Raw genomic sequence first — 24,242 nt, 5'->3', positions numbered from 1 at the left:
ATTCCCGTGCGCCCGGCGGGGTCATCCCTCGCGTTCCTCGGGCCGAACCAATCACACCAACCAGCCCGCTAGGAGCACTTGATGGCAGCCAAGACCGTCGCCGACGTGATGAAGCTGGTGAAGGACAACGAAGTCAAGTTCGTCGACTTCCGCTTCACCGATACCCGTGGCAAAGAGCAGCACGTGTCCGTGCCTGTTTCGCATTTCGACGAAGACAAGTTCACGTCCGGCCACGCGTTCGACGGTTCGTCCATCGCCGGCTGGAAGGGCATCGAAGCGTCCGACATGCTGCTGATGCCGGACCCGAACACCGCCAACATCGACCCCTTCTTCGAAGAGCCCACGCTGATCCTCACCTGCGACGTGATCGAGCCGGGCGACGGCAAGCCCTACGAGCGCGACCCCCGTTCGCTGGCCAAGCGCGCCGAGGCCTACATGAAGGCTTCCGGCCTGGGCGACGCCGCCTACTTCGGCCCGGAACCCGAGTTCTTCGTGTTCGACAGCGTGCGCTGGAACGTCGACATGTCCGGCTCGTTCTCCAAGATCGAGTCCGAGGAAGCCGCCTGGAACACCGGCAAGGAATATGAGCACGGCAACTCCGGCTACCGCCCTGGCGTGAAGGGGGGCTACTTCCCGGTGCCGCCGGTCGATTCCGGCCAGGACCTGCGTTCCGAGATGTGCCTGATCCTCGAGTCGATGGGCATCCCGGTCGAAGTGCATCACCACGAAGTGGCCAACGCCGGCCAGATGGAAATCGGCACGAAGTTCAGCACGCTGGTCCAGCGCGCCGACTGGCTGCAGCTGCAGAAGTACGTGATCCAGAACGTGGCGCATGCCTACGGCAAGACCGCGACCTTCATGCCCAAGCCCATCGTCGGCGACAACGGCTCCGGCATGCACGTGCACCAGTCGGTCTGGAAGGACGGCAAGAACCTGTTCGCCGGTGACGGCTATGCGGGCCTGTCGGAGTTCGCGCTGTTCTACATCGGCGGCATCATCAAGCACGCCCGCGCGCTGAACGCCATCACCAACCCCGGCACGAACTCGTACAAGCGCCTGGTGCCCGGCTTCGAAGCCCCGGTGAAGCTGGCCTACAGCTCGCGCAACCGCTCGGCCTCGATCCGCATCCCGTACGTGGCCAACCCGAAGGGTCGCCGCATCGAAGCGCGCTTCCCCGATCCCCTGTGCAACCCGTACCTGGGCTTCTCGGCCATGCTGATGGCCGGCCTCGACGGCGTGGAAAACAAGATCCATCCGGGCGAAGCCGCCACCAAGGACCTGTACCACCTGCCGCCGGAAGAGGACGCGAAGATCCCGACCGTCTGCCACAGCCTCGACCAGGCCCTCGACTACCTCGACAAGGACCGTGCCTTCCTGACCAAGGGCGGCGTGTTCACCGATGCGTACATCGATGCCTACATCGAGCTGAAGATGCAGGAAGTCACGCGTTTCCGCATGACCACGCATCCGGTCGAGTTCGACATGTACTACTCGGCCTGAACCCGCGAGGTTCCGGCGAGTCGAAGAGGGCGGCGCAAGCCGCCCTTTTTCTTTTTCATTTGGCGTGTTGCGCGGGGGTTGTTCCTGTTTTGCCCCTACCTGTGATTTCAGCCATACTGCCCGGCGCCTCGCAGTCAGCGCTGCCTCACCGGCAAACGTTGATGCAGGCAGGAGATCCCACCCGATGAGTCTGCATTCGAATCTGCTGTTGTCGTTCCTGCTGTGCAGCGCCCTCGGCGTGGCCCATGCGCAGGGCAGCACCGTGTACCGCTGCCCCGGCAACAACTTCACCAACTCCATCACGGCCAAGGAGGCCGATGCCAAGGGCTGCAAGCCGGTCGAAGGCGGCAACGTCACCGTCGTGCAGTCGCCCAAGCGGGCGCCCGCTGCCGCCGCGCCGTCCGCCGGCGGTTCGCCGGGCAACCGGGTCGACCCGGCCGACCAGCGTGCGCGCGACAGCGATGCGCGCCGCATCCTCGAGGCCGAGCTGCGCAAGGAAGAGGAAGCCCTCGCAGCGCTGCAGAAGGAATACAACAACGGCGAGCCCGAGCGCCGCGGCGACGAGAAGAACTACCAGAAGTACGCCGACCGTACCGCGGAGCTGAAGGCCTCGATCGCCCGCAAGGAAGCCGACATCGCGGCCATCAAGCGCGAAATAGCCAAGTTGCCGTAGTGAACGCTCGCGCCTCAGGCAACCGGCCCGCAGCAGCAGCGGCGGCCCCAGCGGCCGCCGCTCCCGCCTCTGGCAGCGCCACCGCGGCCGGTTCGCGGTTCGAAGCGCTGGACCACCTGGCCACCATGGTGGCGATCGTGCGGCCCGACGGGCAGTGCCTGTTCGCCAATGCCGCCTTCGAGCATGTGCTCGGCCTGTCGCGCCGCGCCGTCCTGCGTGGCTCGCTGTTCGACTGGTTCACCGATGCCGACACCGTGCGCGACACGGTGGCGGCCGTGGCGCGCAACGACTTCGCCACCAGCCGCTTCGAGGCCCAGCTCAAGCGCCAGCCCGGCCTGCATCCGGAGCCTCTGCCGGTCCATGTGATCGTCAACCAGATGGACCAGAGCGGCGAGCTCACCGTGGTGGAGCTGGTCGAGATCGAGCAGCAGACCCGGCAGGACCGCGAGGAGCGCGCGCTCGGCCAGGCCCAGGCCAACAAGGAACTCATCCGCAACCTCGCCCACGAGATCAAGAACCCGCTGGGCGGCATCCGCGGCGCGGCGCAGCTGCTGCAGATGGAGGTCGAGTCGAAGGGGCTGGCCGAATACACGCAGGTCATCATCCATGAGGCCGACCGGCTGCAGGCGCTGGTCGACCGCCTGCTGGCGCCGCACCGCAGGCCCCACGTGGTGAGCGACGTGAACATCCACGAGGTGTGCGAAAGGGTTCGCTCGCTGATCCTGGCGGAGTTCCCGCGGGGGCTGAGGGTGCAGCGCGACTACGACACCTCGATCCCCGAGTTCCGCGGCGACCGCGAGCAGCTCATCCAGGCGGTGCTCAACATCGCCCACAACGCGGCGCAGGCGCTGCACGAGCGCATCGCCGCCGGCGACGCCAACATCACGCTGCGCAGCCGCGTCGCGCGGCAGGTCACCCTGGGCAAGCAGCGCTTCCGTCTGGCACTGGAATTGCATATCGAGGACAACGGCCCGGGAGTCCCCGAGTCGATCCGTGATCGCATCTTCTACCCGCTCGTGTCGGGTCGCGATGGCGGGTCGGGTCTGGGGCTCACGCTGGCGCAAACCTTCGTGCAGCAGCATCAGGGCACGATCGAATGCGAGAGCGAACCCGGGCGTACCATCTTCAAGATTCTGGTGCCGCTGCCCTGATCCGAGTCGGGTCGCCGGCCGAAGAACAAGAGGCCGAGTGAGCTTAGGGCAGGCATGAAACCCATCTGGATCGTTGACGACGACCAATCCATCCGCTTCGTGCTGGAGAAGGCGCTTGCGCGCGAAGACTTCCCGGTGCGCAGCTTCACCAACCCGCGCGACGTGCTCGCCGCCCTCGAGGAAGACGAGCCCCAGGTGCTGGTGTCCGACATCCGCATGCCAGGCGGCTCGGGCATCGACCTGCTGACCAAGGTCAAGGAGCGCCACCCGGGGCTGCCGGTCATCATCATGACCGCCTACTCCGACCTCGACAGCGCGGTGTCGGCCTTCCAGGGCGGTGCCTTCGAATACCTGCCCAAGCCCTTCGACCTGCCCAAGGCGGTGGAGCTGATCCGCCGCGCGGTCGACGAAAGCGTGCGCGAGGAAGTGCGCGACGTGTCGCAGGCGCAGATGCCCGAGATGCTCGGCCAGGCGCCCGCCATGCAGGACGTCTTCCGCGCCATCGGCCGGCTTTCGCAGAGCAACGTCACCGTGCTCATCACCGGTGAGTCGGGCTCGGGCAAGGAGCTGGTGGCGCGCGCGCTGCACAAGCACAGCCCGCGCGGCACCGGGCCGTTCGTGGCCATCAACACCGCGGCCATTCCGAAGGACCTGCTCGAGAGCGAGCTCTTCGGCCACGAGCGCGGCGCCTTCACCGGTGCGCAGACCATGCGGCGCGGCCGCTTCGAGCAGGCCGACGGCGGCACCCTGTTCCTCGACGAGATCGGCGACATGCCGTTCGACCTGCAGACGAGGCTGCTGCGCGTGCTTTCCGACGGCCAGTTCTACCGCGTGGGCGGCCACCACCCGCTCAAGAGCAATGTGCGGGTCATCGCGGCCACGCACCAGAACCTCGAGGAGCGGGTCAAGATCGGCGGCTTCCGCGAAGACCTGTTCCACCGCCTCAACGTGATCCGGCTGCGCCTGCCGCCGCTGCGCGAGCGGCGCGAAGACGTGCCCACGCTGGCGCGCTACTTCCTGCAGAAGAGCGCCAAGGAGTTGGGCGTCGAGGCCAAGCGCATCTCCGAGGTGGCCTTGAACCGCCTGGCCAACTTCGACTTCCCGGGCAACGTGCGCCAGCTCGAGAACATCTGCCACTGGCTCACCGTGATGGCGCCGGCACAGGTGATCGAGTCGAAGGACCTGCCGCCAGAGCTGCTGGGCGATGCCACGCTGTCGCCCAAGCCGCCGGTGCAGGTGGAGCTGCCCGCCGCGGCTGTCGCCTCGCCCTCGGCGGTGCAGGCCATGCCGGTATCGGCCGAGGCGCTGGTCGCGGCCGCGCCGGCGGCGCCTCGGGTCGAATCGATCGGCCACTGGCTGGCCGACCTCGACCGCGAGGCGCGCACCATGCTCGAAAGCGGCCAGCCCGAGGTGTGGGACAACCTCACGCGCAAGTTCGAGGCGCAGCTCATCCATGCCGCGCTCGACATCACGCGGGGTCGCCGCATCGAGGCCGCGCAGAAGCTCGGCATCGGGCGCAACACCATCACCCGCAAGATCCAGGAGCTGGGGCTGGACGACTGACGTCGCGCACGGGCTGAGCGGTTTCGGCAGGGCCTTCAGCGCTGCAGCCGCTCGACCTGCTCGCGCGCTTCGTTCGTGTCGCGCGCGTACTCCGCCAGGTATCGCTCGCGTTCCTCGCTGGTCCACTCGGCATCCGAGAACACCGTGAGCGCATAGCTTGCGCTGGTGTGCACCGTGCCGGCCAGCCGTCGCATCATCGAGCGGTCGGGAAAGCGGTCCGGCAGCAGCAGGAAACCCTCCACGTCGCGCAGCCGCAGCGGGAAGGCCGGCTCGCCGTCACGCACCAGCTTGCCGAACAGCCGCAGGCGGAACTCCTGGTCACCCGTGCCCACCTCGTCGTTGAAGCTCAGCAGCGCGAAAGGGCGGCCCTGCGCGTCGTCGACGCGGGCGCTCACCACGTAGCGGCCGGCCACCGCCACGCGCGCCTTCAGCAGGAAGTCGAGCGAGCCGTTGTTCAGCGTTTCGCGCACGCCGGCCCATTCGGCCGGCACCTGCGGGCTGTACACCACGTCGAAATACACATTGCCCAGCTTGCCGTTCTGGTTGAGATAGACCTGCACACGGATCGTGCCGGCATAGTCGGCAAAGCCCTGCGTGGCCGGCTGCAGCCGCGCGCTCTGCACGCCGTCGCCGGCCTGCGCGTCGGGCTCCAGCCCGGCGTCGTTGAACGCCACCGGCACCTGCGGGCGGCCGGTGACCTGTCGCGGGTCCGGCACGTCGAAGGCGGTGGCCCGCGTCACCAGCAGCGGCAGCGACTTGCCGTCATCGTCGTAGGCGGCCACCGTGAAGCGGATCGATTCCTGGCCGCTGGCGAACACGCGCTCCTGCGTGGTCTTGATGCGCACGCCCTTGGCCGGCTCGCGGCCGGGCGTACGCAGCGCCAGGTCTTCGGCGATCGGCTCGAACGGGCGCACCTGGTCCGGGTGCTCGGTGATCGGCCGCGACTCGTAGGGGTAGCGCGTCGACGCCCGGTAGCTTTCGAGCACCTGCTCGGCGCGCGCGAGGCGCTGCTGCCACAGCGCCAGCTGCGCCTGCCGGGCCTGCTGGCCGGCGGCGCTCAACGGCGCGGCAGCTGGCGCCGCCGAAGCCGCGGCCGCGGGCTGCTGCGCGGTGGCCGTGGTGGCTTGCGGAGGGTTCGCCGCCGGCAGCGCGGTGTCCTGCGCCGGCAGCAGGCGCCACGCCAGCAGCAGTGCCGCCAGGGCTGCGGCCACCACGGCGGCCTTGCGCTGGTTCATGCGCAGGCGCCGTCGCTAGCGGGCGTTGGCCACCATGTCGGCGCGCACCTTGGACACGATGCCGCCCCAGTTGCCGTTGGCATAGTGGTTGTAGGTCTCCGAGTCGTCGCGGAACATCACCGAGTGGTAGCTCCACTTGGCGCGCCCGCCCTGGTTGGCGGCAGTGCCCAGGGTGAGGTCGTTGCACAGCCAGTCGGACGGGTTGCAGTAGCTGCCGCCCGAGCTGCCCGAAACGCCGCCGCTGGAGTGGTAGGCGACGGCCTCGTCGTCCTGGCCGGGCAGGGCGCCCGAATACACCGTGCCCTTGGCACCGGCATACATGTAGAACCACTTCGAGCGGGTGTTGTTGTGGTCGTACATGGCCCGCGCGGTGGCCGTCTTGAGATCGGAGACGAGCGGCTCGGACACCGCCCAGTCGCCCAGGTCGGCCAGCTCGCTGCCGCCGGCGGCGCCGCCGGCCACGTCGACCCACTTGATGTTCCAGCCGACCTGCGTGCCGCCGTCGCTGCTGTTGCTGCATACACCGGTGCTGTCGGGCACCGGGTTCTTCTTGCTGCGCGTGGTGCCGCCATACATCGACAGCGCATAGCCGATCATCATGTTGCCCGCGCTGTGCACGGCCACGTAGCACCAGTTGGGTCCGGTGCAATAGCAGTCGAGCGCATTGCGCACGAGGTGGTTCTGGTCGGAGATGCGGCTGCGGCCGTCCCAGTTGACGGCCTTCTTGTTGATGCCTGCTTCGGTGGTGGCCGGGCCCCAGTAGCTGAAGTCCGCGTAGTTGCCGATCACGCCGCCGCCGGTGCGGCCGTTGATCCACAGGGAGTAGTTGGTGGCCAGCGCCGCGCCGGCCAGGCACAGCGCGGCGGCGCCCGCGAACGCGAGCACGGTACGCATCGAAAGCTTCACAGTCTGTCTCCTCTGGAGTCTGTCGGTTGTCAGTACTGCCGGAAGCGCGGAATGCGGGCGCGACTATGCGCGCGAGCGTCCGCCGCGGACAACAAGAACAAACCCGGGGAAGACTTTCGTCAGCTTGTCAGGAAACTCAGCCCAGCTCGACGATGACCGGCGCATGGTCGCTCGGCCGTTCGGCCTTGCGCGGCAGCTTGTCGATCACGCAGGCCTTCACTTCCGGCCTGAGCGCCTCGCTCACCAGGATGTGGTCGATGCGCAGGCCCTGGTTCTTGCGGAAGGCGAGGTTGCGGTAGTCCCACCAGCTCCAGCACTTGGGCGGCTGCTCGAAGAGACGAAAGGCGTCGGTGAGGCCGAGGCCGACGAGCTGCTGGAAGTGGTCGCGCTCCTCGGCCGTGCAGTGGATCTGGCCGGCCCAGGCGATGGGGTCATAGACGTCGCGGTCTTCCGGGGCGATGTTGTAGTCGCCCATGAGCAACAGGCGCGGGTTCAGCTCGAGCTCCTGGCGCAGCCAGTCGCGCAGGGCGCCGATCCACTTCAGCTTGTAGGCGAACTTTTCGGTGCCCGGCGCCTGGCCGTTGGGGAAGTAGGCGCCGACCACCCGGATGCCGTTCACCGTGCCGGCGATCACCCGGGCCTGCTCATCGTCGAGGCCGGGGATGTTCTTCTGCACCGCCTGCGCTTCCACCTTGGACAGCAGCGCCACGCCGTTGTACGTCTTCTGGCCGTGCCACTGCGCGTGGTAGCCCAGCGCCTCGAAGTCCTTGTGCGGGAACTTGTCGTCGGTGAGCTTGGTTTCCTGCAGCACGATGGCATCGACCGGGTTGGCGGCCAGCCATTCGGTGAGTTGCGGCGCGCGCACGGCGAGCGAGTTGACGTTCCAGGTGGCGAATTTCATGGAGGTGGGGCGGCGAGCCCGTCAGTCGTGTCGCCGGAATTTACCCGGCCTTGCGATCCGCCTCCCCGGCGGGGTCGTGTCCGGCCCAACCGCCGCCCAGGGCCTTGTAGAGCGTGACGCTGTTCGACAGGCGGGCCAGCCGCGTCGCGATGAGCGACTGCTGCGCGGCGTACAGCGAGCGTTGCGCGTCGAGCACCTCGAGGTAGCTGTCCACGCCGCGCGCATAGCGCGCCTGCGAGAGCTGCAGCGACTGCGCGGTCGAGCGCACCAGCGAGTCCTGCGCGTCGAGCTGTTCGCCCAGTTCGCCGCGCGCGGCCAGCGCGTCGGCCACCTCGCGGAAGGCCGACTGGATGGACTTCTCGTACTGGGCGACCTTGATGTCGCGGCCGACCTGGGCGCCCTTGAGATTGGCCCGGTTCGCGCCGCCGTCGAACAGCGGCAGCGAAACCGACGGGCCGAAGCTCCAGGTGCCGCTGCCCGCCTTGAACAGGTCGCCCAGGCTCGCACTGGCACTGCCCGCCGACGCGGTGAGCGCAATGCGCGGGAAGAACGCCGCGCGTGCCGCGCCGATGTTGGCATTGGCCGCCTTCAGGTCGGCCTCGGCCTGCGCGATGTCCGGGCGGCGCTCCAGCAGCTGCGAAGGCACGCCGGCCGGCAGCTCGGGCAGCGCGTTCAGCGAGTCGCCCAGGCGATCGGGCTGCAGCGCGTCGGGCACCGGGGCGCCGGCCAGCAGCACGAGTGCGTTGCGGTCCCTGGACACCTGGGCGCGATAGCCGGCCACGTCGGCACGTGCACTGTCCACCGTGCTCTGCGCCTGGCTGAGCGACAGCTGCGAGGTGGCGCCCAGCTCGAAGCGGCGTTGGGTGAGCGCCAGGCTTTCGCTGCGGCTCTCGAGCGTCTCTTCGGCCAGCCTGAGGCGCTCGCGGTCGGCCGCCAGCGTGAGCCAGGCATTGGCCACTTCGGCCACCAGGCTGATCTGCGCGCTGCGGCTGGCTGCTTCGGTGGCAAGGAAGCTCTGCAGCGCCTGCTCGTTCTGGCTGCGCACCCGGCCGAACAGGTCGAGCTCGTAGCTGGCAAAGCCGATGCCGGCGCTGTACTGGTGGTTCACGCTCGCGCTGCCGGTCTGCGACAGCGACGCCGGCGTGCGCTGCGCGGTGCCGCTGCCGCTGGCCGAGATGGCCGGGAACAGGTCGGCGCGCTGGATGCGGTAGGCCGCGCGGGCCGACTCGATGTTGAGCACCGCCACGCGCAGGTCGCGGTTGTTGGCCAGGGCCAGCTCGATCACCTGGCGAAGGCGGGGGTCGGCGTAGAAGTCGCGCCAGCCGATGTCGGCGGCGGCCTGTGACCCGGCCACCGTGGTGGCTGCGGTCGCCGCGGGGTAGGCCTCGGGTACCGGGGAGGCGGGCCGCTGGTAGGCGGGCATCAGGCTGCAGCCGCTGGCCAGCAGGGCCGCAGCGAGGGGGAGGAGGAAGTGCTTCATCTCATTGGCCTTGTTGCACGGGCACGGGAAGGGCGGCAGGGGCAGGCGGGCGGCGCAGGCGCTCGGCGGCCTTTTGCACCAGCACGAAGAACAGCGGCACGAAGAAGATCGCGAGTACGGTGGCCGAGGTCATGCCGCCAATCACGGCGGAGCCCAGCGCGTTTTGCGCACCGGCGCCGGCACCCGAGCCGAGCGCCATCGGCAGCACGCCCAGGATGAAGGCCAGCGAGGTCATCAGGATGGGCCGCAGGCGCAGCCGCGCCGCTTCCATCGCCGCCTGGGCGAGGCCCATGCCCTGCGCATGCAGGTCCTTCGCGAACTCGACGATCAGGATCGCGTTCTTGGAGGCGAGGCCCACCGTCGTGAGCAGGCCGACCTGGAAGTACACGTCATTCATGTGCCAGCCGGTCATCGCCGCGACGATGCAGCCCAGGATGCCCAGCGGCACCACCATCAGCACCGCCACCGGAATGGCCCAGCTCTCATACAGCGCGGCCAGGCACAGGAACACGAACAGCAGCGACACCGCATACAGCAGCGGCGCCTGCGAGCCCGAGGCGCGCTCCTGGCGCGACACGCCGGTCCATTCGATGCCGATGCCCGCGGGCAGCTGGGCGGCCAGCCGCTCCATCGTGGCCATGGCCTCGCCGCTGGAGGCCTTGCCCGGCATGGCCATGCCGAGGATCTCCATCGACGGGACGCCGTTGTAGCGCTCCAGGCGCGGCGACCCCATGCTCCAGTGCGCGGTGGCGAAGCTGGCGAACGACACCATCTCGCCGCTTGCGTTCTTCACGTACCAGCGGTCGATGTCCTGCGGCTGCATGCGAAACGGCGCATCGGCCTGCAGGAACACCTTCTTCACGCGGCCCTTGTCGATGAAGTCGTTGACGTAGCTGCTGCCCCAGGCGGCCGACAGGTTTGCATGGACGTCCGCGAGCGACACGCCCAAAGCACCGGCCTTGTGCTCGTCGATGTCGAGCTCGAGCTGCGGTGAATCGGCCTGCCCGTTCGGGCGCACGGCCACCAGGCCCGGCTCCTTCATGGCCATGCCCAGCAGCTGGTTGCGCGCCTGCGTGAGCGCCTCATGGCCGAGGTTGGCGCGGTCCTGCAGCATGAGGTCGAAGCCGGTGGCATTGCCCAGCTCAGACACCGCCGGCGGCGTGAAGGTGAAGATGCTGGCGTCGCGCACCCTGGCCAAGGTCGACATCGCTCGGCTGGCGACGGCAGCGGCCTTGAGCTCGGGGGTGGCGCGCTCGTTCCACGGCTTGAGCTTCACGAAGGCCAGGCCCATGTTCTGGCCGCTGCCGGCGAAGCTGAAGCCGGCCACGGTGAAGAGCGAATCGACCGCCTCGTTCTCGTCGACCAGGAAGTGCTGTTCCACCTGCGCCAGGGCCTCGAGCGTGCGGTTCTGCGTGGCGCCCGGGGGCAGCTGCACCATGGTGAACAGCGTGCCCTGGTCTTCGTCGGGCAGGAAGCCGGCAGGGATCTTCAGGAAGCCGAAGGCCACGGCGGCGGTGAGCACCGCGTAGATCGCGAAATAGCGCCCGCCGCGCCGGAGCACGTGGCCCACTGCGCCCTGGTAGCGCGCGGTGCTGCGGTCGAACCAGCGGTTGAAGCCGCCGAAGAAGCGGCCGAGGGGGCCGCCCGCGTCATGGGTGTTCGTGTGGGGCTTGAGCAAGGTGGCGCACAGCGCCGGCGTGAGCACCATGGCGACCAGCACCGACAGCACCATGGCCGACACGATGGTGATCGAGAACTGGCGGTAGATCACGCCCACCGAGCCGCCGAAGAAGGCCATGGGAACGAACACCGCCGACAGCACCAGTGCCACGCCGACCAGCGCGCCGGTGATCTGGCCCATCGACTTGCGCGTGGCTTCCAGCGGCGAGAGGCCTTCCTCGCGCATCACACGCTCCACGTTCTCGACCACCACGATGGCGTCGTCCACCAGCAGGCCGATGGCCAGCACCATCGCGAACATCGTGAGCGTGTTGATCGAGTAGCCGAACGCGGCCAGCACGCCGAAGGTGCCCAGCAGCACCACCGGCACCGCGATCGTCGGGATCAGCGTGGCGCGGAAGTTCTGCATGAACAGGTACATCACCAGGAACACCAGCGCCACCGCTTCGACCAGCGTCTTCACCACCTCCTCGATGGAGATGCGCACGAAGGGCGTGGTGTCGTAGGGCAGCTGGGCCTTCATGCCCTTGGGCAGGAAGGCCGACAGCTCGTCGAGCCTGGCCTGCACGCCGCGGATGGTGTCCAGCGCGTTGGCGCCGGTGGCCAGCTTGACGGCGAGGCCCGCGGCCGGCTTGCCGTTGAAGTGCGCGGTCGAGGCGTAGCTCTCGCTGCCCAGCTCCACCCTGGCCACGTCGGACAGCAGCACCTGGGCGCCGTCGCTGGCGGTGCGCAGCACGATGGCGCGGAACTGCTCGGCCGTCTTCAGCCGCGTCTGCGCGGTGATGGTGGCGTTGAGCTGCTGGCCGGGCACCGCGGGCAGCGCGCCCAGCTGGCCGGCCGACACCTGCACGTTCTTGGCGGCGATGGCGTTCTTCACGTCCAGCGCGGTCAGCTTGTAGGCGAGCAGCTTGTTCGGGTCGAGCCAGATGCGCATGGCGTACTGCGAGCCGAACAGCTGGGTGTCGCCCACGCCTTCGACCCGCGACAGCGGCTCCTGCACGTTGGCGGCCACATAGTCGGCGAGGTCCGAGCCGCTCATGCTGCCGTCCTCGGAGGTGAAGGCGATCACCGCCAGGAAGCTGCTCGACGCCTTGTTGACGGTGAGGCCCTGCGCCTGCACTTCCTGAGGCAGCAGCGGCGTGGCGAGCGACAGCTTGTTCTGCACCTGCACCTGCGCGGTGTCGGGGTTGGTGCCGTTCCTGAAGGTGAGGGTGATGGTGGCCATGCCGCTCGACTCGCTGGTCGAGGACATGTAGTCCAGGTTGTCCAGGCCCTTCATCTTCTGCTCGATGACCTGGGTGACGGTGTCTTCGAGCGTCTTGGCGGAGGCGCCGGGGTAGTTGGCGTTGATGGTGACCGAGGGCGCCGCGATGGCGGGGTACTGCGCGATCGGCAGCGTCTTGATCGCCAGCACGCCGGCAAGCATCACGACGATGGCGAGCACCCAGGCGAACACCGGGCGGTCGATGAAAAAGCGGGCCATGTTGTTCTCGCAGTGATCTGTGGGGCTCAGCGGCCCGCGGTGTCGTTCGCCTGCGCGACGCGCGGCGGCGCCGATGCGGCAGCCTGCGGCGCCCACGGCACGGCATTGACGGCTGCGCCGGCACGGGCGTTCTGCAGCCCTTCGACGACCACGCGGTCACCCGCGGCCAGGCCTTCGGTGACCAGCCAGCTGTCGCCCACGGCGCGCTCGGTGACGAGGTTGCGCTGCTGCAGCTTGCCGTCGGCGCCGACCACGTAGGCGATCGGTTTGCCGGCGGCGTCACGCTGCACACCGCGCTGGGGCACCAGCAGCGCGCCGGCCTTCACGCCTTCTTCGACGACGGCGCGCACATACATGCCCGGCAGCAGCTCGCCCTTCGGGTTGGGGAACACGGCACGCAGCGTCACGGCACCGGTGGACGGGTCGACGGTGGATTCGGAAAACTGCAGCTTGCCGGGCAGCGCATAGCTGCTGCCGTCTTCCAGCTTGAGCTTGACCCGGGCGGCGCCATCGCCGCTCTTCTGCAGCGAGCCTGCTTCGAGCGCGCGCTTGAGCTGCAGCATCGAGGTGCTGGGCTGGGTCACGTCGACATAGATCGGGTCGAGCTGCTGCACCGTGGCCAGCGAGTTGGCCTGCGACGCGGTGACCAGCGCGCCCGGCGTCACCGACGAGCGGCCGATGCGGCCGGAGATCGGCGCGGTGATGCGGGTGTAGCCCAGGTTGATGCGGTCGGTTTCGAGCGCGGCCTTGGCGGAAGCGACTTCGGCTTCGGCCTGCTTCAGCGCCGCCGCGGCGTCGTCGTGGTCCTGCTGGCTGATGGCGTGGATGGCCACCAGCTCCTTGTAGCGCTCGGCCTTCGCGCGCGCCGGGATGAGATTGGCCTCGGCCTTGGCCAGCGCGGCCTGTGCGCTGCCGTAGGCGGCCTGATGGCTGGCTGCGTCGATCTGGTAGAGCACGTCGCCGGCCTTCACGTCGCTGCCTTCGCGGAACAGCCGCGCCTTGACGAGGCCGCCCACCTGCGGGCGCACCTCGGCGATCTGGTAGGCCGCGGTACGGCCCGGCAGCTCGGCGGCCAGCGCCACGCTTTGCTGCTGCACGGCCATCACACCGACCGTCGGCGCGGCGCCCTGGGGGGCTCCGGCGGCCATCGAGGGCTTGTCGCACGCGGTGAGCACGGCGGCCGCAGCCACCGCGGTGAGCACCGTCAGCGGTGCGAAGAAGGGTCTTGTTGGCATGGGAAGAACTCCGTCTGACTTGCGTCCACAACTCGGAAATAACTGAACCGTACGGTTCTATTATTTGTTTGACTTCCTGCGGCCGTCAAGCAATACTGAACATATTGGTTCAGTAAAGGATTGTGAAGCCGTGCGTGTTCGTACCGAAGCCAAACGCGAGTCCATCCTGGAGACGGCGGCCGAAGTCTTCATGGAGATGGGCTTCGAGCGCGCATCGATGTCGGAGATCGCTGCCCGCATGGGCGGCTCAAAGGCCACGCTGTACAGCTACTTCCCTTCGAAGGAGGAGCTGTTCTTCGCAGTGGTGCACCACAAGGTCGGCGAGGAAGTGGAGCCTGCGTTCCAGGACCTGCCGTCGAAGGCCGACGAGGAGCCGCGCGCCTTGCTGACGCGCCTGGGCGAACGGCTGCTGGTCGCCGTCACTGCGCCGGAGGCGATCGCGGTTCGCCGCATGGTGATCGCCGTGGCCTCGAAGTCCAGCATCGGCCAGCAGTTCTGGCAATACGGGCCGCAGCAGCTGCATGACGCGATGGCGAGCTACCTGGAGCGCGCCACCGAGGCGGGCCGCCTCAATGTGCGCGATCCGTCTGCGGCTGCGCAGCACATCCTCGCGCTGTTCAGTTCCGAGATCGACTGGCGCTGGATCTTCGGCCTGCAAAACACCTTCACCCGCGCCGAGATCAAGCAGGCGGTGGCGCGGGCGGTCGACGTGTTTCTCGCCGCCTACGGCCGCTGAGGTGTTGTCGCCCTACTTGCGCCGGTACAGCACGAAGGCGTAGTCGAAGTCGTTCGGCGGCCCGGCATGGTGCCGCTGGCGCGACACCTCCACGAACTCGTCGCGGTTCCACTCGGGAAAGCGCACGTCGCCCTGGAAGTCCTTGTCGACTTCGGTGAGGAACAGCTCGTCGGCATAGGGCAGCGCTTCGGCATAGACCTGCGCGCCGCCGATCACGAACACCTCGGTCGCATCGTGCAGCAGCGTGAACGCCGCGGGCAGCGAGGTGGCCACTTCAACGCCGGGCGCGATCCATTCGGCGTTGCGCGAGATCACCACGTTGCGCCGGCCAGGCAGCGGCCGGCCGATGGACTCGTAGGTCTTGCGGCCCATGAGGATGGGGCAGCCCAGCGTGGTCTGCTTGAAGTACTTCAGGTCCTCGGGCAGGTGCCACAGGAGCTTGTTGTCGTGGCCGATCACGCCATTGCGCGAGACGGCGGCGATGAGTGCGAGCCGCATTTCGGTGCCCCTGGCCATGGTCGTCGAGGCGGCGCCTACACCGCCACCGGCGCCTTGATGGCCGGGTGGTGCTGGTAGTCCTGCACTTCGAAGTCTTCGTACTCATAGTCGAAGATCGACGCCGGCCGGCGCTTGATGTTGAGCGTGGGGTAGGGGTGCGGCACCCGGGCGAGCTGCGTCTCGACCTGCTCGAAATGGTTGTTGTAGATGTGGCAGTCGCCGCCGGTCCAGACGAAGTCGCCGACCTCGAGATCGCACTGCTGGGCCAGCATGTGGGTCAGCAGCGCGTAGCTCGCGATGTTGAAGGGCACGCCCAGGAAGATGTCGGCGCTGCGCTGGTACAGCTGGCAGGAAAGCCGCCCCTCGGCCACGTAGAACTGGAAGAAGGCGTGGCAGGGCATCAGCGCCATCTTCGGCAGGTCGGCCACGTTCCAGGCGCTCACGATGATGCGGCGCGAGTCCGGGTTGGTCTTGAGCTGCTTCACCACGTCGGCGATCTGGTCGATGTGGCCGCCGTCGGGCGTGGGCCAGGAGCGCCATTGCACGCCATACACCGGGCCCAGGTCACCGTCGTCGCGAGCCCATTCGTCCCAGATGGTCACGCCGCGTTCCTGCAGCCACTTCACGTTGCTGTCACCGCGCAGGAACCACAGCAGCTCGAGGATGATGGACTTCAGGTGCACCTTCTTGGTCGTGACCAGCGGGAAGCCCTCGCGCAGGTCGAAGCGCATCTGGTGGCCGAAGACGCTGCGGGTGCCGGTGCCGGTGCGGTCGGTCTTGGACACGCCATGCGTGTAGACATGGCGCATGAAGTCCTCGTACTGCGAGCGGGCGGGGCGGTCGGCCAGGGGAAGGGGAGCGGTGGGGGCGGGCATGCCCCGGATTGTAGGGAGCCGGATGACGGCACCCGGCTCGTGGGGTAGGGCGATCGACCCTCCGAAAGGGTCGGGCCGCCCCACCCGAAGGGCATCAGCCCTGCTGCTCGGGCTCGCGCAGGAAGATTTCCACGCGACGGTTCTGCGCGCGGCCGGCTTCGCTGCCGTTGTCGGCCACCGGCTCGTGCGAGCCGCGGCCCACGGTTTCCACGCGGGTGGGGCTCACGCCCTTGCCGGCGAGGTAGTCGCGCACGCTCTGGGCCCGGTCGAGGGACAGCGGGTTGTTGATCGAGTCGCTGCCGGTGCTGTCGGTGTGGCCGATCACGCGGATGCGGGTGTTGTGATCGTTGCCCAGGCCGCTCGAGAACGAGTCGAGCACGGTGCGCAGGCTGGGCTTGATGGCCGAGCGGCCCACGTCGAAGCCGGCGTCGCTGGGGATGTTGAGCTTGAGCTGGTTGTCGGCGGTGCGCGACACGTCGATGCCGGTGCCTTGCGTGGCCTGTTCCATCGCGCGGCGCTTTTCTTCCATCTTGCGCGACCAGATGTTGCCGCCGATGGCGCCGGCAGCGCCGCCGATCACGGCGCCCTTGGCTGCGCCGCTCTTGCCGTCCACCGCGGCGCCGATCACCGCCCCGGCGATCGCGCCGATGCCGGCGCCCTTGGCAGTGTCCTGCTGCCGCTGGTCCATGTTCGAGCAGGCGCCGAGCGTGAGGCTCACGACGAGCGTGGCGGGCAGCGCATAGCGGTGCGGAGCAGCAATTCTTTTATTCATGGTGAATCTCCTTGTGCACAACGAACCCGGGTCCCAACGACCCGGGCGGCCCGAGTATCTGCGCCCCGTGTTAACAAGTGCGTCGGCCGGGCCGCCAAAATCGTGTCCGTCTGTACCGACAGTGCGGCCAGCCTTCAGTTCGAGAACTGCGCGGCGGCCAGCCGGGCATAGAGTCCGCCGCGCGCCAGCAGTTCCTCGTGGGTGCCGATGTCCACCACCTCGCCATGGTCCATCACGACGATGCGGTCGGCATGGCGCACCGTAGCCAGTCGGTGAGCGATCACCAGCGTCGTGCGGCCGGCCATCGCGGCCGCAAGCGCGGCCTGCACCGCACGCTCGCTTTCGGCGTCGAGCGCGCTGGTGGCCTCGTCGAGCAGCAGCAGCGGTGCATTCTTGAGAATGGCACGCGCGATCGAGATGCGCTGGCGCTGCCCGCCCGACAGGCGCACGCCGCGTTCGCCGAGGAAGCTCTGGTAGCCCTCGGGCAGTGCCCGGATGAACTCGTCGGCATGGGCCGCGCGCGCCGCTGCCATCACCTCGTCGTCGCTCGCGCCGGGGCGGCCGTAGCGGATGTTCTCCAGGGCGGTGGTCGAGAAGATCACGCTGTCCTGCGGCACGATGCCGATGCGACCGCGCAGGTCGCCCAGCGACACCTCGGTGACCGGCACGCCGTCGACCCGCACGCGGCCCTGCTGCGCGTCATAGAAGCGCAGCAGCAGCTGGAACACCGTGCTCTTGCCGGCGCCGCTCGGGCCCACCAGCGCCACCATCTCGCCGCTGCGGATGTCGAGCGAGAATTCGCACAGCGCGGCGGTCTGCGGCCGTGAAGGGTAGTGAAAGCTCACCTGCTCGAAGCAGGCCGACGAGCCGCCCTGCGGTGCCGGCAGCGCCTTGGGTCTCGCCGGCCCTGCGATCGGCGAGCGGGTGGCCAACAGTTCCATCAGCCGCTCGGTCGCGCCGGCGGCCCGAAGCAGGTCGCCGTACACCTCAGCCAGCACCGCCACAGAGCCGATGAGGATGACCGCGTACACGACCGTCTGACCCAGGTGGCCGGCGCTGATGTGGCCCTGCAGCACCGCCTGCGTGCCCTGGTACAGGCCCCACAGCAGCGTCGCGAAGTTGGCCACGATGATGAACACGATCAGCACCGAGCGGGTGGCGGTGCGCTTGAGCGCAGTGGCAAAGGCCCGTTCGGTGGCCTCGCCGAAACGCCGCGCCTCGCGCGGCTCTGCGGTGTAGCTCTGCACCACCGGGATGGCGTTGAGCACCTCGCCGGCGATCGCGCTGGAATCAGCCACGCGGTCCTGGCTGGCGCGGCTCAGCTTGCGCACCCGCCGCCCGATCACCAGCACCGGCGCCACCACCAGCACCAGCACGCCGATGACCTGCATCATCACGTAGGGGTTGGTGATCACGAGCATCGCCAGCGCGCCGATGCCCATGAGCGAGTTGCGCAGGCCCATCGACAGGCTGGAGCCGACCACCGTCTGCACCAGCGTCGTGTCGGTGGTGAGCCGGCTCAGCACCTCGCCGGTCTGCGTGGTCTCGAAGAATTCGGGGCTTTGCTTCACCACATGGGCGTACACGGCGTTGCGCAGGTCGGCGGTCACCCGCTCGCCCAGCCAGGTGACCATGTAGAAGCGTGCCGCCGAAAAGAAGCCGAGCGCCGCCCCCACGAGGAAGAGCGCGACGAAGTGCTCGTGCAGCGCCATCACGCGCTCCCCGGGGTCGGCCGCCACCAGACCCTGGTCGATGAGCGATTTCAAGGCCACCGGAAACACCAGCGTGCTGGCCGCCGCCAGCACCAGGAACGCGCCCGCCAGCGCGATGCGCCAGCGGTAGGGGCGCAGGAAGGGCAGCAGGCCGCGCAGCGGGCGCACCGTGCGCTGCGGCTTGCTGCCGGGGCCGGTCTCTTCGGCCTGCGGCGCGGCGCCGATGGCGCGCGAAGTGGAGGAGCTCATGGCGGCAGTGTAGGCACGCCTGCCGCCGCGATGCCGGCGCCGCGCCCGCACCCGCCCTTTCAGTGCGCGAACGCCGAAGTCGCGTTGCGTCACTCTGGATAGGACGTGAACCGCTGCAACGCCTCCTGAAACGAGGGACGCATCCCCAGATCGAAGTCCGCCCACACGTCCGGAAACGGCGAGCGCGATGGCCACGATGCCGCCACAGTGGCGGCATGCCTGCCCGCATCGAACCTGCAGCGCGGACCGCGCACATCGACTGGCCGCTCGCGGCCGCTTCGCTCGACGCACGGGGCTTTGCCGTGCTGCCCGGCCTGCTGGACGCCCCGGCCTGCGAGGCGCTGCGCGATGGCTACGACGACGACGCGCTGTTCCGCGGCCGCATCGTGATGCAGCGCCATGGTTTCGGGCGCGGCGAGTACCGCTACTTCGCCTACCCGCTGCCCGAGCCGGTGGCCGGCCTGCGTGCCGCGCTGTACCCACAGCTCGCGCAAGTGGCCAACCGCTGGCAGGAACGGCTCGGTTCGGCGCTGCGGTTTCCGCTGCGGCACGCTGAGTTCGTTGCGCGCTGCCACGCCGCTGGCCAGACGCGCCCCACGCCACTGCTGCTGCGATACGGCGCCGGTGACTACAACTGCCTGCACCAGGACCTGTACGGCGAACACGTGTTTCCGCTGCAGGTGGTGTGCCTGCTGTCGCTGCCCGGCGCCGAATTCACCGGTGGTGAACTGGTGCTGGTGGAGCAGCGGCCGCGCATGCAGTCGCGCGCAACGGTGGTGCCGCTGGCACAGGGCGATGCGGTGGTGTTCGCGGTGAACGAGCGGCCGGTGCAGGGCGCGCGCGGCGCCTGGCGCGTGAAGCTGCGTCACGGCGTCAGCACGGTACGCTCGGGCCAGCGCTCCACACTGGGGCTGATCTTCCACGACGCTGCCTAGGGCATGACCACCGCCGAGCTGTTTGCCGCCGAAGACTTCAACGAGCCGCCGGTCGAGCCGCTGGCGCCGGGCGCCGTGCTGCTGCGCGGCTTCGTCCGTGCGCAGGCGAGCGAGTTGCTCGCGGCGGTGGAAGCCATCGTGGCCGAGGTGCCATGGCGCCGCCTCGTCACCCCCGGCGGACAGCGCATGTCGGTGGCGATGACGCACTGCGGCACGCTGGGCTGGTTCAGCGACCGGCGGGGCTACCGCTACGTCGCCGCCGACCCGCACACCGGCCGGACCTGGCCGCCGATGCCGGCCGCCTTCATGTCGCTGGCCGGCGCCGCGGCCGCCGAGGCCGGGTTCGCCGCTTATGTGCCCGACGCCTGCCTGCTCAACCGCTACGAGCCCGGCACCCGGCTGTCGCTGCACCAGGACCGCGACGAGCGCGACCTCGGGGCGCCCATCGTCTCGGTGTCGCTCGGCCTGCCTGCGGTGTTCCTGTGGGGCACGCCGCAGCGGCGCAGCGACACGCCACGGCGGATCCGGCTCGTGCACGGCGACGTGGTGGTCTGGGGCGGCCCGTCCCGCCTGGCCTTCCATGGTGTCGCGCCGCTCGCGCAGGGCGTCCACGAGCTCACCGGCGCCTGCCGCATCAACCTCACCTTCCGCCGCGCCGGCTGAGCGCTGGGGCGCGCCGCACGCGGAAAACGCCCCCTACCCGAGCGACTGATTTCGTGGTTCCATCGGGTGGTTGTCATGCTGGAGTGGTCGCATGAAATCGCTGGTTGCCCTGTTGTCGATCCCGTTCCTGCTCGCCGGGTGCGCGACCCCGCCGCCGACGCTCACGGCGCAGGATGCCGAACCCCTGCTGCAGGACCGCCGCTTCGCGGCGCCGGTGCGGACCATCGCCGCCGACGAGGTGTTCGCGCTCAGCCCGCAGATGAAGCGCTACATCGAGGCAGACATGGCTCCGCACCTGCGCGCGCAGGGGCATCGCGAGGGGCTGATCGACGCGCTGTACAGCCGTGGCAGGCTCAAGCTGCGCTACGACGCTGCCCGCACCCGCAACGCCGCCGAGGCGTTCGACGGGCGTGCGGGCAACTGCCTGTCGCTGGTCATCATGACGGCGGCCTTCGCCAAGGCACTCGAGGTTCCGGTGCACTACCAGAGCGTGATGGTCGACGCGGAATGGAGCCGCAGCGGCAACCTCTACCTCACCAGCGGCCACGTCAACATCGCGCTCGGCCAGCGGCTGATCGACCGGGCCGGCGTGGTCACCAGCGCCCCGGAACTGCTGACGGTGGACTTCCTTCCGCAGGAAGACACCGGCGGCCGCCGCACACAGGTGATCAGCGAGTCGATGATCGTGGCGATGTACATGAACAACCGGGCGGTCGAGGCGCTGACCGCCGGCGAGGTCGACGACGCCTACTGGTTCGTCCGCGAGGCCGTGCTGAAGGAGCCCCGGTTTCTCGCGGCCTTCAACACGCTGGGGGTGATCTACCAGCGGCGCGGGCTCGTGCGCGAAGCCGAACCGGTGTTCGCGCGCGTGCTGCAGATCGAGCCGGAGAACCGCCATGCGCTGGCCAACATGGCCCGCCTGCTGGCCGGTGAGGGGCGCCAGGCCGAAGCCGAAGCGCTGCAGAGCCGGCTGGCGCAGATCGAGCCCCACCCGCCCTATCACTTCTTCGACCTGGGCCTGGCAGCCATGAAGGAAGGACGCTTCGCCGACGCGAAGGCCCTGTTCACCCGGGAGATCCGCCGTGCCGCCTACCAGCACGAGTTCCACTTCTGGCTGGGCGTGGCGAACTACAAGCTCGGCGACACACGGCAGGCCAGCAGGCACATCGCGCAGGCGGTGGACCACAGCACCACGCAGGAGTACCACGACCTGTATGCCGCCAAGCTGCAGTGGCTGAAGGCGCAGCAGCAACGGCAGCGGCTGCAGTAGGCGCTGCGCGACTCAGCCGCATCCGCGGCCTGCCGGTGCAGAAGCCCTGCACCGAGATGCCGGGGCGGCCGGACGGTCGGCTGGCGCGCGTGCGACCGCGGGCAGGGTGGGCTGTGAGGGCGCAGAAGGCGGCGGCGCGCAGGCCGGCGTGGGCAGCGCCGCTGCAGGCTCGCCGCCGGCGCAGCGCGCAAAGCGCTTGCAAAGCTCGGTGACGGGCAGCGCGCTCAGGTAGCCGAGGCTGCCGTCGATGCGAACCACGATGCCCAGCAGCGCCCCTTCTGCATCGAAGAGGCCGCCGCCGCTCATGCCCTTTTCGCCCTTGATGCCCGAGAAGATCAGCGGCACCGGCATGCCGTTGACCGTCCAGCGCGTGGCACCGATCGCGCCGGAGGCGACGTTGGGCGCCTCTCCCTGCTGCTGCGGTCGTTCGACCACGCTGACCAGCTCGCCGGTCACCGCGGGCCGCGCCCGGATGCTGGCGAAGTGTTCGGACGGCCGTTCGGCGCGCAGCAGGGCGATGTCGGCTGCGGCGTCGATGCAGACGATGCGGGCGCGGGCGGCTTCGCCGTCGAGGTCGGTGATGGTGATCGATTCGGCCCGCCAGACGACATGGGCTGCGGTGGCAATCTCGCGCTCGGGGCCGGTCACCACGCCCATGCCTTCGGATTCGCGCGGCAGGCGATGGCCGTTGAACACCACCCCGGGCTTGCGCGATGCCTCGATCCACACCGAGGACTGGTCGGGGCCGGCGGTGGCGGGCAACCAGGCGCAGGCTCCTGCAAGCAGCAGCGTGCCCGGCACAGCGGTAGGGATCGGTCGCATCGGATGGCCTGGTCGCGGTTGCGGCGGCATGTCGCGCGCTACAGCCTAGCCCCTGGCAGGGGCGCGTCAAGGCCCCGCATCGGGGCCGGTGGTCATGCCGGGCGCGGCGCGCAAGAATCGCAGCCACCGCCGCCGGAAGCCCGAGCCCGATGAACCTTTCGCCGCGACTTCACCGCCTGGCCTGCATGCCGCTGCTGGCCTGGGCCTGCGCCGCGGCGCCGCAGGTCGTCGCCGATGGGCCGCCCTGTCACCAGGCCGAGGTCCGCGAGGCGCTCGAGCGCATACAGGCGAGGCTGCCTGAAGTGAGGCAGCTCCTGCAGGACGTCGAGGCGGCGAAGTACCAATGCCGCGTGGTCCGCAAGAGCAGCGGCAGTGCTGTGACCGACACGCGCGGCGACCACGTGATCATCGGCTGGCCGGGGGGCGCCGGGCGGCATGCGGACGGCAGCTGCAAGGACGCCGATGCGAGCCTGGTCCATGAGTTGCACCACTGCTGGGTGCGCGCGAAGCACGGCGGCGAGGAACCCTGTGCCTACGTGCCCACGCGCACCGCGTCCGGCGCGCTCGTCAATGCCCGGGCCTCATGCGAATTCGATGCGGTGCGCCTGGAGAACCGTTATCGCAAGGCCATCGGCCTCTGCGAGCGCCTGGCCTACGACGTGCTGCTGGTCCCCGGGGCCGAGCGCACCTGCGCCGAGCAGGAGGCGGTGTGCCGCCCGTCGACGCAATGCACCGCCGCCAACCCGCCCGCTCAGATCCGCAGCGGCAGCGCATACCCGGTCATCTCGAGGTAGCCGCCGCCCACGGCCCGGCCGGTATCGGCATCGAGCAGGTCGCACAGGCCCTCCCAGTACACCGTGCCGGTGCTGTTGCGGTTGTCGAGTTCCTGGGCATCGAGCCGGCTCTTCACGAGGTAGTGCCCTGCAGGCGTGCGCAGCGTCCACTCGACCGGATAGCGCGCCTGCGTGGCCGGGCTGTTCCAGTGGCGCTTGCCCGGGGTGAACTGCACCAGCGAGCCTTCGAAGGTGCTGGCCGACGCCGCGCCGGCAGGCCGCCAGCTGGCGGCCGACCAGACCGTGCTGCCGTCGGCGCGGCGGATGCGGGTGGCCATGAGCGCGCCGCCGTCGTGCAGGTTCATGCCGATCCAGTCCCAGCCCACCGCATCGGGCGGCAGGAAGGTGTCGCCGTGTTCGTGGTCGAGCCAGGCACGGCCGGTCACGTCGAGCGTCCGGCCGTCGGTGGGCGTGATGCGGCCGGCGACGGCGAGCTGCGGTTCGCTGTAGTAGTGGCTGGCGGCTTCGGATTCGCCGCGCCGGAAGTAGCCCGCTTCGCCATGCAGCAGCAGCGGCTGCGTGGCGGCCAGCTGCAGCTCGAGCGCGAAGCCGCCGTCGCGCCGCGCATCGAGCGCCGCGGCATAGCGGCTGGCGCCGCTGCCGCCTTCGCGCTGCAGGCGCCAGCCGTCCAGCACGACCCGGGTGTCGGTTTGCGAAGCGAAGGCGAGCGATGCATCGTCGCGGCCGGACCAGCGTGCGATGCGCTGCGCATGCTGCAGCCGGCCGGCCTGCAGGTCGGTGAGTGCGGCATGGGCGAACAGCAGGTGGCGCGCCGCGAACCGGCTCGGGTGGTCGGCGCTCACCGCGTCGTTGCGCGAACGGAAGAAGGTGAGCTGGAATCCGAAGCCCGCGTGCTGCTGGCCCGCGGCCTGCAGCACGCCGGTGGCGTACCACCATTCGGTGCGCTGCTCGTTGTGGGAGCCGAAGTCGCGCGGAAACTGCAGGCCCCGCTGTCGATCGGCTGCGCGCAGCGAAGGGGTGGCGGCGGCCAGGCCGCCGAGCAGCAGCAGGCGCCTCAGCTTGTTGACGGCCCTTATAGGCCCATGCGGGTTGCTGCTATCGGTCACGAC

21 protein-coding genes are annotated in these 24,242 nt (G+C 69.3%); 9 read left to right on the top strand and 12 right to left on the bottom strand.

The window, feature by feature from the left end:
• Positions 1-81 precede the first annotated feature (81 nt).
• The 4 genes from glnA to ntrC all read left to right on the top strand — a co-directional run bounded on the left by glnA (position 82) and on the right by ntrC (position 4,887).
• Entirely contained in the window at positions 82-1,500 is a 1,419-nt protein-coding gene (glnA, locus tag E8D38_RS11925; RefSeq protein ID WP_140630029.1) for a type I glutamate--ammonia ligase, read from the top strand.
• Between the two features lie 184 nt (positions 1,501-1,684).
• On the top strand, positions 1,685-2,173 hold the full coding sequence (locus E8D38_RS11920; RefSeq protein ID WP_140630025.1) for a hypothetical protein: 489 nt from the start codon (positions 1,685-1,687) through the stop codon (positions 2,171-2,173).
• A 125-nt stretch (positions 2,174-2,298) separates the two neighbouring features.
• Positions 2,299-3,324 carry a nitrogen regulation protein NR(II) gene (glnL, locus tag E8D38_RS11915; RefSeq protein WP_140630165.1) on the top strand — a complete coding sequence of 342 codons (1,026 nt, stop codon included), beginning with the start codon at positions 2,299-2,301 and terminating at the stop codon, positions 3,322-3,324.
• A gap of 54 nt (positions 3,325-3,378) precedes the next feature.
• Complete coding sequence (gene ntrC, locus E8D38_RS11910; protein ID WP_140630022.1) at positions 3,379-4,887, top strand: nitrogen regulation protein NR(I); 1,509 nt, start codon at positions 3,379-3,381, stop codon at positions 4,885-4,887.
• A gap of 35 nt (positions 4,888-4,922) precedes the next feature.
• On the opposite strand, the gene E8D38_RS11905 is transcribed toward ntrC, so the two are convergent.
• The 6 genes from E8D38_RS11905 to E8D38_RS11880 form a co-directional block, all read right to left on the bottom strand.
• Positions 4,923-6,122 (bottom strand): hypothetical protein, encoded by a 1,200-nt coding sequence (locus E8D38_RS11905; RefSeq protein WP_140630018.1) that lies wholly within the window; start codon positions 6,120-6,122, stop codon positions 4,923-4,925.
• Positions 6,123-6,137: 15 nt separating this feature from the next.
• Positions 6,138-7,016: a hypothetical protein gene (locus E8D38_RS11900; protein ID WP_140630013.1), complete on the bottom strand. Its 879-nt coding sequence runs from the start codon at positions 7,014-7,016 to the stop codon at positions 6,138-6,140.
• Positions 7,017-7,164: 148 nt separating this feature from the next.
• Positions 7,165-7,929 (bottom strand): exodeoxyribonuclease III, encoded by a 765-nt coding sequence (gene xth, locus E8D38_RS11895; protein WP_140630010.1) that lies wholly within the window; start codon positions 7,927-7,929, stop codon positions 7,165-7,167.
• Positions 7,930-7,969: 40 nt separating this feature from the next.
• The gene (gene adeC / locus E8D38_RS11890) at positions 7,970-9,409 is read right to left on the bottom strand and encodes an AdeC/AdeK/OprM family multidrug efflux complex outer membrane factor (protein ID WP_140630005.1); all 1,440 of its coding nucleotides are present in this window, start codon (positions 9,407-9,409) and stop codon (positions 7,970-7,972) included.
• Between the two features lies 1 nt (position 9,410).
• Positions 9,411-12,572 (bottom strand): efflux RND transporter permease subunit, encoded by a 3,162-nt coding sequence (locus E8D38_RS11885; RefSeq protein WP_140630002.1) that lies wholly within the window; start codon positions 12,570-12,572, stop codon positions 9,411-9,413.
• Positions 12,573-12,598: 26 nt separating this feature from the next.
• Positions 12,599-13,807, bottom strand: coding sequence for an efflux RND transporter periplasmic adaptor subunit (locus tag E8D38_RS11880; protein ID WP_140629999.1), 1,209 nt, complete (start codon positions 13,805-13,807; stop codon positions 12,599-12,601).
• Positions 13,808-13,937: 130 nt separating this feature from the next.
• Between E8D38_RS11880 and E8D38_RS11875 the strand changes: the two genes are divergently transcribed.
• The gene (locus tag E8D38_RS11875) at positions 13,938-14,543 is read left to right on the top strand and encodes a TetR/AcrR family transcriptional regulator (RefSeq protein WP_140629996.1); all 606 of its coding nucleotides are present in this window, start codon (positions 13,938-13,940) and stop codon (positions 14,541-14,543) included.
• Positions 14,544-14,555: 12 nt separating this feature from the next.
• On the opposite strand, the gene E8D38_RS11870 is transcribed toward E8D38_RS11875, so the two are convergent.
• The 4 genes from E8D38_RS11870 to E8D38_RS11855 form a co-directional block, all read right to left on the bottom strand.
• Complete coding sequence (locus E8D38_RS11870) at positions 14,556-15,059, bottom strand: dihydrofolate reductase (RefSeq protein ID WP_246099448.1); 504 nt, start codon at positions 15,057-15,059, stop codon at positions 14,556-14,558.
• A gap of 17 nt (positions 15,060-15,076) precedes the next feature.
• Positions 15,077-15,916, bottom strand: coding sequence for a thymidylate synthase (locus E8D38_RS11865; RefSeq protein WP_140629993.1), 840 nt, complete (start codon positions 15,914-15,916; stop codon positions 15,077-15,079).
• A gap of 94 nt (positions 15,917-16,010) precedes the next feature.
• Positions 16,011-16,688, bottom strand: a complete 678-nt coding sequence (locus E8D38_RS11860) for a YiaD family glycine zipper/OmpA-like lipoprotein (RefSeq protein WP_140629990.1) — start codon at positions 16,686-16,688, stop codon at positions 16,011-16,013.
• A 134-nt stretch (positions 16,689-16,822) separates the two neighbouring features.
• Positions 16,823-18,649: an ABC transporter transmembrane domain-containing protein gene (locus tag E8D38_RS11855; RefSeq protein ID WP_140629985.1), complete on the bottom strand. Its 1,827-nt coding sequence runs from the start codon at positions 18,647-18,649 to the stop codon at positions 16,823-16,825.
• A 215-nt stretch (positions 18,650-18,864) separates the two neighbouring features.
• Here E8D38_RS11855 and E8D38_RS11850 point away from each other — a divergent pair, with 215 nt between their 5' ends.
• The 3 genes from E8D38_RS11850 to E8D38_RS11840 all read left to right on the top strand — a co-directional run bounded on the left by E8D38_RS11850 (position 18,865) and on the right by E8D38_RS11840 (position 21,517).
• The gene (locus tag E8D38_RS11850) at positions 18,865-19,584 is read left to right on the top strand and encodes a 2OG-Fe(II) oxygenase (RefSeq protein ID WP_140629982.1); all 720 of its coding nucleotides are present in this window, start codon (positions 18,865-18,867) and stop codon (positions 19,582-19,584) included.
• Between the two features lie 3 nt (positions 19,585-19,587).
• Positions 19,588-20,247 carry a DNA oxidative demethylase AlkB gene (gene alkB / locus E8D38_RS11845; protein ID WP_140629977.1) on the top strand — a complete coding sequence of 220 codons (660 nt, stop codon included), beginning with the start codon at positions 19,588-19,590 and terminating at the stop codon, positions 20,245-20,247.
• A 91-nt stretch (positions 20,248-20,338) separates the two neighbouring features.
• Positions 20,339-21,517 carry a tetratricopeptide repeat protein gene (locus E8D38_RS11840; protein ID WP_140629974.1) on the top strand — a complete coding sequence of 393 codons (1,179 nt, stop codon included), beginning with the start codon at positions 20,339-20,341 and terminating at the stop codon, positions 21,515-21,517.
• Positions 21,518-21,529: 12 nt separating this feature from the next.
• Here the strand turns inward: E8D38_RS11840 and E8D38_RS11835 are convergent, their stop codons facing one another.
• Positions 21,530-22,339 (bottom strand): S1 family peptidase, encoded by an 810-nt coding sequence (locus tag E8D38_RS11835; protein ID WP_181179072.1) that lies wholly within the window; start codon positions 22,337-22,339, stop codon positions 21,530-21,532.
• 149 nt (positions 22,340-22,488) lie between these two features.
• Here E8D38_RS11835 and E8D38_RS11830 point away from each other — a divergent pair, with 149 nt between their 5' ends.
• Positions 22,489-23,133, top strand: a complete 645-nt coding sequence (locus E8D38_RS11830) for a hypothetical protein (RefSeq protein ID WP_140629970.1) — start codon at positions 22,489-22,491, stop codon at positions 23,131-23,133.
• On the opposite strand, the gene E8D38_RS11825 is transcribed toward E8D38_RS11830, so the two are convergent.
• A complete protein-coding gene (locus tag E8D38_RS11825) occupies positions 23,091-24,239 on the bottom strand; it encodes a lipocalin-like domain-containing protein (protein WP_246099447.1) in 1,149 nt (382 codons plus the stop codon). The genes E8D38_RS11830 and E8D38_RS11825 overlap by 43 nt on opposite strands.
• Between the last annotated feature and the right edge of the window lie 3 nt (positions 24,240-24,242).

Origin of the sequence: Methylibium rhizosphaerae (genome assembly GCF_006386545.1) — a bacterium.
GTDB classification, from domain to species: domain Bacteria; phylum Pseudomonadota; class Gammaproteobacteria; order Burkholderiales; family Burkholderiaceae_C; genus Pseudorivibacter; species Pseudorivibacter rhizosphaerae.
This window is presented reverse-complemented; position numbering and strand designations above follow the sequence as displayed.

Bases quoted from the DNA above. Each gene is read 5' to 3' on its own strand.
- glnA (WP_140630029.1), top strand. From the start codon at position 82: ATGGCAGCCAAGACCGTCGCCGACGTGATGAAGCTGGTGAAGGACAAC.
- E8D38_RS11920 (WP_140630025.1), top strand. From the start codon at position 1,685: ATGAGTCTGCATTCGAATCTGCTGTTGTCGTTCCTGCTGTGCAGCGCC.
- glnL (WP_140630165.1), top strand. From the start codon at position 2,299: ATGGTGGCGATCGTGCGGCCCGACGGGCAGTGCCTGTTCGCCAATGCC.
- ntrC (WP_140630022.1), top strand. From the start codon at position 3,379: ATGAAACCCATCTGGATCGTTGACGACGACCAATCCATCCGCTTCGTG.
- E8D38_RS11905 (WP_140630018.1), bottom strand. From the start codon at position 6,122: ATGAACCAGCGCAAGGCCGCCGTGGTGGCCGCAGCCCTGGCGGCACTG.
- E8D38_RS11900 (WP_140630013.1), bottom strand. From the start codon at position 7,016: ATGCGTACCGTGCTCGCGTTCGCGGGCGCCGCCGCGCTGTGCCTGGCC.
- xth (WP_140630010.1), bottom strand. From the start codon at position 7,929: ATGAAATTCGCCACCTGGAACGTCAACTCGCTCGCCGTGCGCGCGCCG.
- adeC (WP_140630005.1), bottom strand. From the start codon at position 9,409: ATGAAGCACTTCCTCCTCCCCCTCGCTGCGGCCCTGCTGGCCAGCGGC.
- E8D38_RS11885 (WP_140630002.1), bottom strand. From the start codon at position 12,572: ATGGCCCGCTTTTTCATCGACCGCCCGGTGTTCGCCTGGGTGCTCGCC.
- E8D38_RS11880 (WP_140629999.1), bottom strand. From the start codon at position 13,807: ATGCCAACAAGACCCTTCTTCGCACCGCTGACGGTGCTCACCGCGGTG.
- E8D38_RS11870 (WP_246099448.1), bottom strand. From the start codon at position 15,059: ATGGCCAGGGGCACCGAAATGCGGCTCGCACTCATCGCCGCCGTCTCG.
- E8D38_RS11865 (WP_140629993.1), bottom strand. From the start codon at position 15,916: ATGCCCGCCCCCACCGCTCCCCTTCCCCTGGCCGACCGCCCCGCCCGC.
- E8D38_RS11860 (WP_140629990.1), bottom strand. From the start codon at position 16,688: ATGAATAAAAGAATTGCTGCTCCGCACCGCTATGCGCTGCCCGCCACG.
- E8D38_RS11855 (WP_140629985.1), bottom strand. From the start codon at position 18,649: ATGAGCTCCTCCACTTCGCGCGCCATCGGCGCCGCGCCGCAGGCCGAA.
- E8D38_RS11850 (WP_140629982.1), top strand. From the start codon at position 18,865: ATGCCTGCCCGCATCGAACCTGCAGCGCGGACCGCGCACATCGACTGG.
- alkB (WP_140629977.1), top strand. From the start codon at position 19,588: ATGACCACCGCCGAGCTGTTTGCCGCCGAAGACTTCAACGAGCCGCCG.
- E8D38_RS11840 (WP_140629974.1), top strand. From the start codon at position 20,339: ATGAAATCGCTGGTTGCCCTGTTGTCGATCCCGTTCCTGCTCGCCGGG.
- E8D38_RS11835 (WP_181179072.1), bottom strand. From the start codon at position 22,339: ATGCGACCGATCCCTACCGCTGTGCCGGGCACGCTGCTGCTTGCAGGA.
- E8D38_RS11830 (WP_140629970.1), top strand. From the start codon at position 22,489: ATGAACCTTTCGCCGCGACTTCACCGCCTGGCCTGCATGCCGCTGCTG.